The 12162-nt window shown below is 70.5% G+C and carries 12 protein-coding genes; 4 read left to right on the top strand and 8 right to left on the bottom strand.

Annotation, left to right across the window (positions count from 1 at the left end):
- Positions 1-14: 14 nt before the first annotated feature.
- Positions 15-476 carry a hypothetical protein gene (locus RKD20_RS24160; RefSeq protein ID WP_424879530.1) on the top strand — a complete coding sequence of 154 codons (462 nt, stop codon included), beginning with the start codon at positions 15-17 and terminating at the stop codon, positions 474-476.
- 60 nt (positions 477-536) lie between these two features.
- The gene (locus RKD20_RS24155; RefSeq protein ID WP_424879529.1) at positions 537-1268 is read left to right on the top strand and encodes a nucleotidyltransferase family protein; all 732 of its coding nucleotides are present in this window, start codon (positions 537-539) and stop codon (positions 1266-1268) included.
- 139 nt (positions 1269-1407) lie between these two features.
- Here RKD20_RS24155 and RKD20_RS24150 read toward each other — a convergent pair whose 3' ends face one another.
- The 6 genes from RKD20_RS24150 to RKD20_RS24125 form a co-directional block, all read right to left on the bottom strand.
- Positions 1408-3024, bottom strand: a complete 1617-nt coding sequence (locus RKD20_RS24150) for a DoxX family membrane protein (protein ID WP_424879528.1) — start codon at positions 3022-3024, stop codon at positions 1408-1410.
- 118 nt (positions 3025-3142) lie between these two features.
- Positions 3143-4084, bottom strand: coding sequence for a 23S rRNA (guanosine(2251)-2'-O)-methyltransferase RlmB (gene rlmB, locus RKD20_RS24145; RefSeq protein WP_424879527.1), 942 nt, complete (start codon positions 4082-4084; stop codon positions 3143-3145).
- 102 nt (positions 4085-4186) lie between these two features.
- Positions 4187-5587, bottom strand: coding sequence for a cysteine--tRNA ligase (cysS, locus tag RKD20_RS24140; protein WP_424879526.1), 1401 nt, complete (start codon positions 5585-5587; stop codon positions 4187-4189).
- A gap of 53 nt (positions 5588-5640) precedes the next feature.
- Complete coding sequence (gene ispF / locus RKD20_RS24135) at positions 5641-6135, bottom strand: 2-C-methyl-D-erythritol 2,4-cyclodiphosphate synthase (RefSeq protein WP_424879525.1); 495 nt, start codon at positions 6133-6135, stop codon at positions 5641-5643.
- Positions 6125-6889, bottom strand: a complete 765-nt coding sequence (gene ispD / locus RKD20_RS24130) for a 2-C-methyl-D-erythritol 4-phosphate cytidylyltransferase (protein ID WP_028808525.1) — start codon at positions 6887-6889, stop codon at positions 6125-6127. Before ispD ends, ispF begins: the two co-directional genes overlap by 11 nt.
- A gap of 349 nt (positions 6890-7238) precedes the next feature.
- Complete coding sequence (locus tag RKD20_RS24125) at positions 7239-7721, bottom strand: CarD family transcriptional regulator (protein ID WP_003953493.1); 483 nt, start codon at positions 7719-7721, stop codon at positions 7239-7241.
- Between the two features lie 589 nt (positions 7722-8310).
- Between RKD20_RS24125 and RKD20_RS24120 the strand changes: the two genes are divergently transcribed.
- A complete protein-coding gene (locus RKD20_RS24120; protein ID WP_424879524.1) occupies positions 8311-8967 on the top strand; it encodes a copper chaperone PCu(A)C in 657 nt (218 codons plus the stop codon).
- A gap of 120 nt (positions 8968-9087) precedes the next feature.
- On the opposite strand, the gene RKD20_RS24115 is transcribed toward RKD20_RS24120, so the two are convergent.
- Positions 9088-9768, bottom strand: coding sequence for a response regulator transcription factor (locus RKD20_RS24115; protein ID WP_015659563.1), 681 nt, complete (start codon positions 9766-9768; stop codon positions 9088-9090).
- Positions 9765-11021 carry a sensor histidine kinase gene (locus RKD20_RS24110; protein ID WP_020122898.1) on the bottom strand — a complete coding sequence of 419 codons (1257 nt, stop codon included), beginning with the start codon at positions 11019-11021 and terminating at the stop codon, positions 9765-9767. The genes RKD20_RS24115 and RKD20_RS24110 overlap by 4 nt, the downstream gene beginning before the upstream one ends.
- A gap of 224 nt (positions 11022-11245) precedes the next feature.
- On the opposite strand from RKD20_RS24110, the gene phoU reads away from it, so the two are divergent.
- The gene (phoU, locus tag RKD20_RS24105; protein WP_351988735.1) at positions 11246-11935 is read left to right on the top strand and encodes a phosphate signaling complex protein PhoU; all 690 of its coding nucleotides are present in this window, start codon (positions 11246-11248) and stop codon (positions 11933-11935) included.
- Positions 11936-12162: the final 227 nt, after the last annotated feature.

The raw sequence follows: 12162 nt of genomic DNA, 5'->3' as shown, positions 1-12162 counted from the left end.
CTACCCTCACACGCGTGAAGCACTCCATTTACCAAGAGACGCGACGCGGCCGGGGCCCCGCCCGCCGTATCGGCCGCTCCCTCGCCCTTGTCCTGCCCGTCGTCCTGGTGCTCTCCGGGACCCTCGCGGTCACCCGAGTCAACTGGTCGGGGGACCCGTCGAGCTCCTCGGTGCTCACCGCGTCGGACGCGACGGTCTCCGACAGCAAGCCGGGCGGCGCGCCCCTCGCCCCGCAGGACCTCCTGCGCGAGCAGCTGCTGACCGAGCTCCAGGAGAAGAACCCGGGCATCGCCCTCACGCACCTCCAGGAGGCCGTGAACGAGCGTCCGTCGCTCGCCAGGCACTGCGCCTCCATCGCGCGGGCCCTGGGCCGTGCCACGGTCCGTGTGTACGGCCCCACGCGCGCGCAGTCGTACGCCCGTCCCGTGTGCGACACGTCCTTCGCGACGGGTGTGGCCGCGGCACACAGCGGCTGACCCCCGCGAGAGGGGATGCCGACCGAGGTGGGGAGAGGGGCGCGTCGTACAGTTCCGGTCATGACCGATCCGAACGCCGCGTCCCGTCCCACTCAGGCCGTGATCCTGGCCGGCGGCCAGGGCTCCCGGCTGCGTCCGTACACCGACGACCGGCCCAAGCCGATGGTCGAGATCCCCGGTACCGGGACTCCGATCATCGGCCATCAGCTTGTCTGGCTCGCCGAGGAGGGCGTGACGGACGTCGTGGTCAGCTGTGGGCATCTCGCCGAGGTGCTGCAGGACTGGCTGAGGACGGCCGACCTCCCGGTGCGCGTCCAGACCGTCATCGAGACGGAGCCGCTCGGGCGCGGTGGCGGTCTGAAGTACGCGGCGGCACATCTGCCGCACCCGGACCGGGCGTGGTACGCGACGAACGGTGACATCTGGACCCGTTTCTCGCTGCGGGACATGGCGGACTTCCACGCCGGGCGCGACGCGGTCGCGACGGTCGCGCTGGCACGCCCCCGGATCCCGTGGGGGGCGGTGCAGACCGACGGGTTCGGGCACATCACGGACTTCATCGAGGCCCCGCCGTCGACGTTCGAGATCAACGCGGGGGTGTACGTCTTCTCGCCCGCGTTCGCCGGGCTGCTGCCGGAGCGCGGGGACCATGAGCGGACCACGTTTCCGACGCTCGCGCGTGAGCTGCGGCTGGCCGGGTTCCCGATCCCGCAGGGAGCCTACTGGCGGGCCATCGACACGGCGAAGGACCTGACGGAGGCGGCGCGGGAACTGGCGGCGCTGGGTCGATAGACGGGTAGGCGTCGACAGCGGCGAACGCGTTGACAGCGGCGAACGCGAGAAGGTCCCGCACCTCCACGGTGCGGGACCTCTTCGTGGGCCCGTCTCGCTCAGCCGGTGGGGTTGCCCAGTACGTCGCCCACCGGCCCGCCTACCCCAACAGGCCGCCCACCAGGCCCGGTTGTCCGGTGGAGGAACCCCCGGTGCCGGAGCCGCCTGTCGAGCCGCCGGAGGTGCTGGTACCGCCGCCGGTCGGGCCTGCGGTGGTGCTGGGTGCCTGCTGGACCGGGGAGGACTGCTGGGGTGAGGTCTGTCCCGTGGTGCCCTGGGTCTGGCTGGGCGAGCCGCCGGTGGTGACGCCGGTGTCGCGGGTGGCGCCGGGGGTCGCCGAGGTGGCGGCGGACGGGCCGCTGGTGGCGCCGTGGCTGGGCCGGGTGGAGGCCGACGGGCTCTTCTTGTGGGCCTTGGCGGAGTCCTGCGGCAGCGGGGAGCCGGGCAGTTCGTTGCGCGGGGCCTCGCCGGGGCCGGGGACGATGACCCGGTCGGCGTCCCGGACGGCACCGCCGAGGACGGAGCCGATCAGGAGGGTGAGGCCGGTGGCGATGGCCGTGATGAGGGCGCCGCGGCGCAGGACGTAGCGGCGCAGCTCCCAGATGTCGGAGTGGGGTCCGAGGCGGCGCCAGGCGCTGCCCGCGAGGCGGCCGTCGACGGAGTAGACGGGGGCGCCGGCGATGATCAGCGGGGACCAGGCGGCGAGGTAGATGATGTCGGGGGTGTCATAGACGGGGACGCTCTTCCAGCTGACGGTGACGAGGAGCGCGGCGGAGAGGCCGGCGCCGATGACCGCGGCGACCCGCTGCCAGCAGCCCAGGATCGTGAGGACGCCCACGATGACCTGGAGGAAGGCGATGACGAGGCCGGCGCCGACGGGGTGCTGGAGGGCGAACTGGCGCAGGGGTTCGGCCACTTCCCACGGGTGCAGGGTGTTGAGCCACTTGACCATGGAGCCGCGCTTGCCGCCGTCGAAGTAGACGGGGTCGCACAGCTTGCCCATGCCGGCGTAGATGGAGATGAAGCCGAGGAAGATCCGGAGCGGGAGGAGGACGACGCCGAGGTTCATCCGGCGGCCCGGGTAGTACGCGTGCCGGGCGGCTTCGTCGCCCTGCCGCCTGGTGGCGCGGTCGGCGCGGGCCTCGTCGAAGCCCTCGTCGAACTCCTCGCCCCCGTGGGCGGGTTCGTCGTACGCGCTGCCGACCGTGCGCATGTGGGGCAGGAGTCGGGTGCCGTCGCTGTCGGGCGTGCGCTGGGCGCCGACGACCGGGGTCGCCATGGTCTGGGCCAACTCGTCGTCGTAGTCGGCCTGGTAGCCGTGGTCGACGTCGATGCGGGGGATGACCTGGGTGGCTCCGGCGTCGGCGGCGGGCGGCTCGGCATGGCCGACGCTGCCGCCCCGCACGGCCTGCAGCAGGCGGTGGGCGCCGGTGTCGTCGGGGGCGGACCTGCCGCTCCACACGACGGGTCGGCGGCGTCCCGCGGCGCCGGCGGCCGGCATCCGGGTGGTGTCCTCGGCGGCGGTCAAGTTCCGTGCGATCCGCGGGGATTGGGCGCGTCTCGTCGACGCGCCCAACTGCACGCGGAAGCTCGCATGATTGACGATGATCTGCGCCGGATCGCTCGGCACCTTCACCATGCTCAGCGCGGGAGCGTCGTCGAATCCCGACGGGCCGTCCCCCGTGGGTGTGCGGGGTGTTCTGGTGTCCACACTCATCTAACCGAGTGACGTGTGGTTAGGACACTGCTTTGACTCGCCGGATGTGTCCGGACCCCGTCAAGCTTGCCCGGTACGCCGGGAACACCCCGCGTGGGGGACTGTGCCGAACAGTCGTTCAGGCCCGGCGGCGAGCCGCCTCGTAGAGCACGATCCCCGCCGCCACACCGGCGTTGAGCGACTCGGCGCCGCCCGGCATGGGGATCCGCACCCGGTAGTCGCAGGTCTCGCCGACCAGGCGGGACAGGCCCTTGCCCTCGCTGCCGACGACCATGACGACGGGACCGCCGAGGGCCTCCAGGTCACCGATCTCGTGCTCGCCGTCGGCGGCGAGGCCGACGACCGCGATGCCCTGCTTCTTGTACGCCTCCAGGGCGCGCGTCAGGTTGGTGCAGCGGGCGACGGGTGTCCGGGCGGCCGTGCCGGCGGACGACTTCCACGCACCGGCGGTCATGCCGGCCGCGCGGCGCTCGGGCACGAGGACGCCGTGGCCGCCGAAGGCCGAGACGGAGCGGACCGCGGCACCGAGGTTGCGCGGGTCGGTCACGCCGTCGAGGGCGACGATCAGCGGGTCCTGGCCCTCGTCGTAGGCGGCGGCCGCGAGGTCCTCGGGGTGGGCGTACTCGTACGGCGGGACCTGGAGGACCAGGCCCTGGTGGTTGAGCCCGTTGGTCATCCGGTCGAGCTCGGGGCGGGGGGCCTCCATGAGGTGGACGCCGCCGCGGTCGGCGACGAGCTGGAGCGCCTCGCGCACCCGCTCGTCGTTGTCGATGAACTGCTGGACGTAGAGCGTCACCGCGGGCACGCCCTCGCGCAGCGCCTCGACGACGGGGTTGCGTCCGACGACCATCTCCGAGGTGCCCTTGCCGCCCCGGCCGCGCGCCACGGGTCGGCGTACCGCCTGCTTCGCCTTGGCGTTGGCGACACGGTTCTTCTTGTGGCCCTTGCGCATCTCGGCGGGCGGGGTCGGCCCCTTGCCCTCCAGGCCCCTGCGTCGCTGGCCGCCACTGCCGACCTGCGCGCCCTTCTTGCCGGACATGCGGCGGTTGTTGGCTGCCATGACCTACCTGTTCTGCGTGAGTGTCTGCGTCGGTGAAATGTTCGTACGTCTATGCAGTGTGCCGCCCGGAGGGCCGGGCGGCACAATCGATCATGAAAAGGGCTAGCGGGGACCCAGCGTCCAGCGCGGGCCCTGCGGGCCGTCCTCGATGGTCAGTCCCGACTGGCCCAGCTGGTCCCGGATGGCGTCCGCGGTGGCCCAGTCCTTGCGGGCGCGGGCCGCCTCGCGCTGGTCGAGGACCAGGCGTACGAGGCTGTCGACCACGCCGTGCAGATCGTCGCCGCGGTCCGTCTCACCGGCCCAGTGCTCGTCGAGCGGGTCGAGGCCGAGGACGCCGAGCATGGCGCGCACCTCGGCGAGGCGGGCCACCGCGGCCTCCTTGTCGTCGGCCGCGAGGGCGCTGTTGCCCTGCCGGACGGTGGTGTGCACGACGGCGAGCGCCTGCGGGACACCCAGGTCGTCGTCCATGGCCTCGGCGAAGGCGGGCGGCACCTCGGCGGAGGGTTCGACGGCCTTCCCTGTCAATTCGGTGACGCGCTGCACGAAGCCCTCGATCCGCGCGAACGCCGACTCGGCCTCGCGCAGGGCGTCCTCGCTGTACTCGATCATCGAGCGGTAGTGCGGGGTGCCGAGGTAGTAGCGCAGCACGATGGGCCGCCACTGCTTGACCATCTCGGAGACGAGCACCGAGTTGCCCAGCGACTTGGACATCTTGTCGCCGGCCATGGTGACCCAGGCGTTGTGCACCCAGTACTGCGCGAAGTCGTCGCCGAAGGCCTTGGCCTGGGCGATCTCGTTCTCGTGGTGCGGGAAGATCAGGTCGAGGCCGCCGCCGTGGATGTCGAAGGCGGTGCCCAGGTACTTGTGGGCCATCGCCGAGCACTCCAGGTGCCAGCCGGGACGGCCGGGACCCCACGGCGTCGACCAGGTCGGCTCGCCCGGCTTGGCGGACTTCCACATGGCGAAGTCACGCGGGTCCCGCTTGCCGGTCTCGCCGTCGCCGGACGGCTGGAGCAGGTTGTCCAGCTCCTGCCGCGACAGCTCCAGGTAGCCCGGGAAGGAGCGCACGTCGAAGTAGACGTTGCCGTCGGACTCGTAGGCGTGGCCGCGCTCGATGAGGCCCTGCATCATCTCGACCATCTCGGTCACGTGCCCGGTGGCACGCGGCTCGTAGGTGGGCGGGAGGCAGCCGAGGGCGGTGTAGCCGTCGTTGAAGGCGCGCTCGTTCTCGTACCCGATCGCCCACCAGGGGCGCTTCTGCTCGGCCGCCTTGGCGATGATCTTGTCGTCGATGTCGGTGACGTTGCGGATGAACATGACGTCGTAGCCGCGGTACTCGAACCAGCGGCGCATGATGTCGAAGTTCAGGCCGGAGCGGATGTGGCCGATGTGCGGGGCGGCCTGCACGGTGGCGCCACAGAGGTAGATCGAGACACAGCCCGCTGTGAGCGGGACGAAGTCACGGATCTGCCGGGCGCTGGTGTCGTACAGGCGAATGGTCACGGGTCCAGGGTAGTGGGCGATGTGTGGTGCCTTCGACGGGTTGTGGATAACAGTCAGTTCGCGGTTCTGACCACCAGCGCGGTCGCCACCGCCATCAGACCCTCGTCCCGGCCGGGAAACCCGAGTCCGTCCGTCGTCGCGCCCGACACCGACACCGGTGCCCCGGCCGCCTCGGAGAGGATCTTCTGTGCCTCGTCCCGCCGCTTGCCGATCTTCGGACGCGGTCCTACGACCTGTACGGCGATGTTCCCGATGCGGAACCCCGCCGCGCGCACGATCCGGGCCGCCTCCGTCAACAGGGCGACGCCGGATGCACCCGACCATTCGGGGCGGCCGGTGCCGAAGTGCTGGCCGAGGTCGCCGAGGCCCGCGGCTGAGAACAGCGCGTTGCACGCGGCGTGCGCGACCACGTCCGCGTCGGAGTGCCCGGCAAGACCGGTGCCCTCCCACTTCAGGCCCGCGCACCACAGCTCGCGGCCCTTCTCGAAGGCGTGGATGTCGGTGCCGATGCCGACCTGGGGCAGTGCGTACGGCAGCTCAGAAGCCATCGTTGAGCCTCCGACGGGCCAGGACCGCCTCCGCGAGGACCAGGTCCAGCGGGCGGGTCACCTTGAACGCCTCCTCGTGGCCGGGCACGACCACGACGGTGAGCCCCAGCTGCTCGACCATGCTCGCGTCGTCGGTGACGTCCCCGGTGACCGTCTCGTGGGCGCGGATCAGGGTCGCCCGGTCGAAGCCCTGCGGGGTCTGCACGGCACGCAGGCGCGCGCGGACCGGGGTGGCCACCACGGGTTCCGGCTCGCCGGGAGCGGTGGCCGGCTCGACCTCCTTCACGGTGTCCGCGAGGGGCAGCGCCGGGACGACGGCGGGCGCGCCCTCCCGTACGGCCTCGATGACCGCGTCGACCGTGTCGACGGGGACGAGCGGGCGGGCCGCGTCGTGGACCAGCACGATGTCGAAGTCGGCGGGCAGGGCGTCCAGGCCCAGCCGGACCGAGTCCTGGCGGGAGTCGCCGCCCGGGACGACGAGGAAGTCGGTCCGCTCGGGCAGCGCGTGCGCGTCGAGGAGGGACTTGACCTCGCCGGCGCCGTCGGGCGGGGCCACGACGACGACCAGGGAGACGGCACGGGACGCGGCCATCGCGCGGACCGCGTGAATCAGCATGGGGGTGCCGTTCAGCGCTCGGAGCGCTTTGGGGGCGCCCGGACCGAGGCGTACGCCCCTTCCGGCGGCCGGAATCACCACTGCGGTGCGGGCCTCCGCACGTGCTTCGGCGGGCGAAGGGCGCGAAACGTCAGACATCGGTTCCTGTCAGGTTTGTGTGCTCGGCCAACGTGGGTACGGAGACAGCGTGCCGGGCGCGACGCCTTGACCGGACCCTTCCGTGACACCGGTCAAGCCAGCTGCCCGGGCCCGGCACGCCAAGTATCGGGGGATCTTTCTCCGAGAGGAACACGCGCACGGCACTCCGGGGCGTCTTTGCAAAGGTGCCGCGTCATGGTCGAGGCACCATGGATCCGCCATCCGGAGACAGACATGCCGCAGCGCCCGGCGACAGCTGTTGCGTCATCGGGCACCGCGGCATTTCAGTGCGGCAATTCAGATTCAGTGTGTGCTGAGCTGAGCGGGCAAGGTGCCTGCACAGAGACGCTCAGGACGCGAGAACCTCGTCGAGCAGCGCCTCGGCCTTGTCCTCGTTCGTGTTCTCCGCGAGCGCGAGTTCACTCACCAGGATCTGCCGAGCCTTGGCGAGCATGCGCTTCTCACCTGCGGAGAGTCCGCGCTCGCGCTCACGACGCCACAGGTCACGCACGACTTCCGCGACCTTGATGACATCGCCGGAGGCGAGCTTCTCCAGGTTTGCCTTGTAACGACGGGACCAGTTAGTGGGCTCCTCGGCGTACGGTGCGCGCAGCACCTCGAAGACCCGGTCCAGCCCGTCCTGACCGACCACATCCCGCACGCCGACGAACTCCGCATTGTCCGCTGGCACACGTACCGTCAGGTCACCCTGGGCGACCTTCAGCACCAAGTAGGTCTTGTCCACGCCTTTGATCTGGCGAGTTTCGATAGCCTCGATCAGCGCGGCCCCGTGATGGGGATAGACCACGGTGTCGCCAACCTTGAACGTCATGTGACAGGTACCCCTTCCGTGGCTATCCAGGGTAACACGGAAACTGCGGGTTCTGAATGGCGTTTTCGCAGGTCAGGGCATATCTCGGGGCTTGACAACAGCAACAGGAACGTGCTGCGAAGGCCGAGCGGAACAAGGAATTCGCAGGTCGGAGCGGCTCTCCGGCCGAGGTGAAACGCGTACGTTACACACATCCGGAGGCGCCTCCGAGTGGGCTAACGTCCCCAAATGTCCGCTTCCATGTGTGCGACTTCCGCTACTCCGTTCGGTGTCCGGAGTCACGTCCCCGCCGAATCCGGAATTGATCACGCACGGCCGGCGGATCAGGCCGTGATCAATTCCGGGGGTGGTCGCGCATTCCTTCACGGAAGTTTTGCTACTGGATGCCGAAGACTCTTATGTGAATGCCGGACGAGCGCCGGAGTGCGGGGCACAAGTGACTCAGGGGTCACTTGTGAACCGAGTGACACGCCCCTTGGGGAGGGTCGGGTGCGGCGCTGCGGGAACGGCTCGGTAACCTAAGGCCGCTGACAGACACTTAGCGCGGCTTTACGGGCCGCCCCGCTCAAGTCAAGGAGTTGCCGCCGCCGTGAGCAGCAGCCTTCGACGCGGCGCCCTCGCCGCCTCCGCCATCGCGTTCTCGATCGCCGCGCTCTCCGCGTGTGCGGCCGGCAGCGACGCCCAGACCCTGGAGGTCAAGCCGGACAACGCGGAGACCCGCGTGGGCGCCATCAGCCTCCAGAACGTCGTGGTCATCACCCAGGCGACCCCCGAGGCCTCCGGTGAGACCAAGGGACCGGCCGCCGTCTCCGCCACCGTCTTCAACTCCGGCGACAAGGCCCAGACGCTGGACTCCGTGCGCGTCGACGGCGCCGGCAGCGCCGAGATCACGCCCGCCAAGGGCAAGGGCAAGGTGACCGTCCCGGCCCACGGCTCCGTCATCCTCGGCGGCAAGGGCAACGCCTCCGCCACGGTGAGCGAACTCGGACCGAGCGTCAAGAACGGCAACGCGCAGAAGGTCACCTTCACCTTCAGCACGACCGGTGACGTGAGCCTGCGCGCCTTCGTGGTCCCGGCCGACAGCTACTACAGCAAGTGGGGTCCGAGCGCGGTCCCGTCGGCGCCCGCGAAGCCGGCCAAGCCGTCCGTCACCCCGACCGGCTCCAGCACCCCGACCGGCTCCGCCACGCCGACCGGCGCGGCCTCCGCGAACGCGACGGCGACCGAGTCTGCCGCGACCCACTGAGCAGCCGTACGAGGCGGTCGTGACCGTCGTACGACACGAAGGGCGGGACCTTTGACGAGGTCCCGCCCTTCGGCGTACAGCAGCCGTTTCTTACGGCTCTTTACAGCTCTTTACGGCTCTTTACGGCTCGAATTTGTAGCCGAGGCCGCGGACCGTCACCAGGTACCGCGGCGCGCCCGGGTCGGGCTCGATCTTGGCGCGCAGGCGCTTGACGTGGACGTCGAGGGTCTTGGTGTCGCCGACGTAGTCGGCGCCCCAGACGCGGTCGATGAGCTGCATGCGGGTCAGGACGCGGCCCGCGTTGCGCAGCAGCATCTCCAGCAGGTCGAACTCCTTGAGGGGCAGGTCGACCTTGGAGCCGGAGACCGTGACCACGTGGCGGTCCACGTCCATGCGGACCGGACCGGCCTCCAGGGCGGCCGGGGTGACCTCCTCGGGCTCGCCGCGGCGGCGCAGGACGGCGCGGATACGGGCGACCAGCTCGCGCGAGGAGAACGGCTTGGTGACATAGTCATCGGCTCCTATTTCCAGGCCGACGACCTTGTCGATCTCGCTGTCCTTGGCGGTCACCATGATGACGGGGACGTTGGAGCGGCCGCGCAGCTGGCGGCAGACCTCGGTGCCGGGCAGGCCCGGCAGCATCAGGTCGAGGAGGACGAGGTCGGCGCCGTTGCGCTCGAACTCGTCGAGTCCGTCGGGGCCCGTGGTCGCGACCGCGACCTCGAAGCCCTCCTTGCGAAGCATGTACGACAGGGCGTCGGAGAAGGACTCCTCGTCCTCGACGACGAGCACTCGGGTCACGGAAGGACCTCCGGGGCGGGAAGCGGGTCGTAAGAAGCCGACTCGGATGTGGATGGCCCGTCCTCGTCGTCGAGGTCGGGGTGCTGGAGCGCGCGGTCGCGGGCCGCGCCCGCCTCCGGCAGCCTGAGGGTGAACGTGGAGCCCTGTCCCTCCGAGCTCCACACCGTGACCTCCCCGCCGTGCGAGGCGGCCACGTGCTTGACGATCGCGAGACCGAGGCCCGTACCGCCGGTCTGGCGGGAGCGGGCCGGGTCGACGCGGTAGAAGCGCTCGAAGATGCGCTCCTTGTCCTTGTCTGAGATGCCGATGCCCTGGTCCGTGACGGCGACCTCGATCAGGTCGCCGCCCGGTACGGACACCCGGCGGGCGGCTATGCCGACGCGGGTGCGGGCGGGCGAGTAGTTGACGGCGTTCTCGACGAGGTTGCCGAGAGCGGCGGCGAGCTGGCCGCGGTTGCCCCAGACCCGCAGCTCGGCCGCGCCGGCGGCGGCCATGGTGATCTGCTTGGTGCCCGCCTGGTGCCGGCAGCGGTCGATGGCCTCGGCGACGAGTTCGTCGACGCGTACGGGTTCGGCGTCCTCCAGGGGGTCGTCGTTCTGTACCCGTGACAGGTCGATGAGCTCCTGGACCAGGCTGGTGAGCCGGGTCGCCTCGATCTGCATACGGCCGGCGAAGCGCTCCACGGCCTCCGGGTCCTCCGAGGCGTCCATGACGGCCTCGGACAGGAGGGAGAGCGCGCCGACGGGGGTCTTGAGTTCATGGCTGACGTTCGCGACGAAGTCGCGTCGTACGGCTTCGATCCGCCGGGCCTCGGTGAGGTCCTCCACGAGCAGCAGCACCAGCCGGGACCCGAGGGGCGCGACCCGCGCGGAGACCGCGAGCGCCTCCCCTCGTCCGGTTCCCCGCCTGGGCAGGTCCAGCTCGACCTGGCGTATCTCCCCGTCCCTCCGGGTGTCCCGGGCCATCTGGAGCATGGGCTCCACTGAGAGCTTGCCGCCGCGGACCAGCCCGAGGGCGTACGCGGCGGAGCTGGCCTTGACGACGGCGTCGGCCTCGTCGAGGACGACGGCCGAGGAGCGGAGCACGGAGAGGACGGTGTCCACGCCCGGCGGAAGCACCGGGTCGGTGTGCAGGGAGGTGCGGGTGGGGCGTTTCTGCTCCCGCTCGCTCCAGCGGAACGCCAGCATGGCGATGACACCGGTGAGCACACCGGCGATCGCTGCCGCTGCGGCGACCGCCGCGTTCACGTCCATGCCTCCAGGTTAGGCATGGGATCGGTCCTGGCCACAGCCGTCCGAGTGCGAGCTCGAACACTCGTCGCCCAGAGTTCACCTTGGAGCCAGTACTGGTTCATTTGGGAGGGCGGAAACGGACGCGTAGGGGGTCGAACGTGGGAGCGTGGGGTACGCAGCACCGGTTTCGCGGCCGGTTTTGGCCCCTGGAACCCACAGGAATGACGTACGAGAGGGAACCGAAGATGCGGGACGCGTACCACGAGGAACTTGATTCGATCGGCGACGGTCTGGTGGAGATGGCCCGGCTGGTCGGCTCGGCGATCGGACGCGCCACGACGGCCATCCTCGACTCCGACCTGAAGCTGGCCGAGAGCGTGATCGAGGCCGACCAGAAGGTGGACGACCTCCAGCACGACCTGGAGGCCCGGGCGATAGCGCTGCTCGCCCGGCAGCAGCCGGTGGCGACGGATCTGCGGATCGTCGTCACCTCCCTGCGCATGTCGGCCGACCTGGAGCGCTCCGGCGACCTGGCCCAGCACGTGGCGAAGCTGGCCCGGCTACGCTTCCCCGAGAAGGCCATTCCGCACGACCTGCACGCGACCATCCTGGAGATGGGCCAGCTCGCCCAGCGTCTGATGGCGAAGGCCGCCGAGGTGATCGTCACGAAGGACGTCGACCTGGCGCTCCAGCTGGAGCAGGACGACGACGAGATGGACCTGCTGCACCGCACGCTCTTCCAGCATCTGCTGGACGACAAGTGGAAGCACGGCATCGAGACGGCGGTCGACGTGACGCTGCTCGGCCGCTACTACGAGCGGTTCGCCGACCACGCGGTGTCGGTGGCCAAACGCGTGGTGTACCTGGTGACGGGTGAGCACGCGGACGAGCTCCAGCAGGAGATCCAGCCGGTGACGGGGGTCGAGGGGGCCTGAACGGGCGCTTCGGATCGGCGCTTCCGGTCTGTCCGAGGCGTGCGCGAGCCTCTGTGCGCCGTTGATGCGCCCAGCGGGGCGGGCATGCAATGGGCACAGGGCCCGATCCGACAGTCGGTCCGGCAGTCGGCACGTTCTGGCTCTCGCCTCGAGGAGGGACCCATGGCCGAATCCCCCAGCACTCCCCAGCCCGACCCCACGCAGGAACGCCCGACCGAGCAGCCCGC

The organism is Streptomyces sp. SLBN-8D4 (genome assembly GCF_049739545.1).
Lineage (GTDB): Bacteria > Actinomycetota > Actinomycetes > Streptomycetales > Streptomycetaceae > Streptomyces > Streptomyces canus_C.
Note: the sequence above shows the minus strand (reverse complement) of the source record. Positions and strands in the feature narration are given on the sequence as shown.

Bases quoted from the DNA above. Each gene is read 5' to 3' on its own strand.
- RKD20_RS24155 (WP_424879529.1), top strand. From the start codon at position 537: ATGACCGATCCGAACGCCGCGTCCCGTCCCACTCAGGCCGTGATCCTG.
- RKD20_RS24150 (WP_424879528.1), bottom strand. From the start codon at position 3,024: ATGAGTGTGGACACCAGAACACCCCGCACACCCACGGGGGACGGCCCG.
- rlmB (WP_424879527.1), bottom strand. From the start codon at position 4,084: ATGGCAGCCAACAACCGCCGCATGTCCGGCAAGAAGGGCGCGCAGGTC.
- ispF (WP_424879525.1), bottom strand. From the start codon at position 6,135: ATGGCTTCTGAGCTGCCGTACGCACTGCCCCAGGTCGGCATCGGCACC.
- ispD (WP_028808525.1), bottom strand. From the start codon at position 6,889: ATGTCTGACGTTTCGCGCCCTTCGCCCGCCGAAGCACGTGCGGAGGCC.
- RKD20_RS24125 (WP_003953493.1), bottom strand. From the start codon at position 7,721: ATGACGTTCAAGGTTGGCGACACCGTGGTCTATCCCCATCACGGGGCC.
- RKD20_RS24110 (WP_020122898.1), bottom strand. From the start codon at position 11,021: ATGGACGTGAACGCGGCGGTCGCCGCAGCGGCAGCGATCGCCGGTGTG.
- phoU (WP_351988735.1), top strand. From the start codon at position 11,246: ATGCGGGACGCGTACCACGAGGAACTTGATTCGATCGGCGACGGTCTG.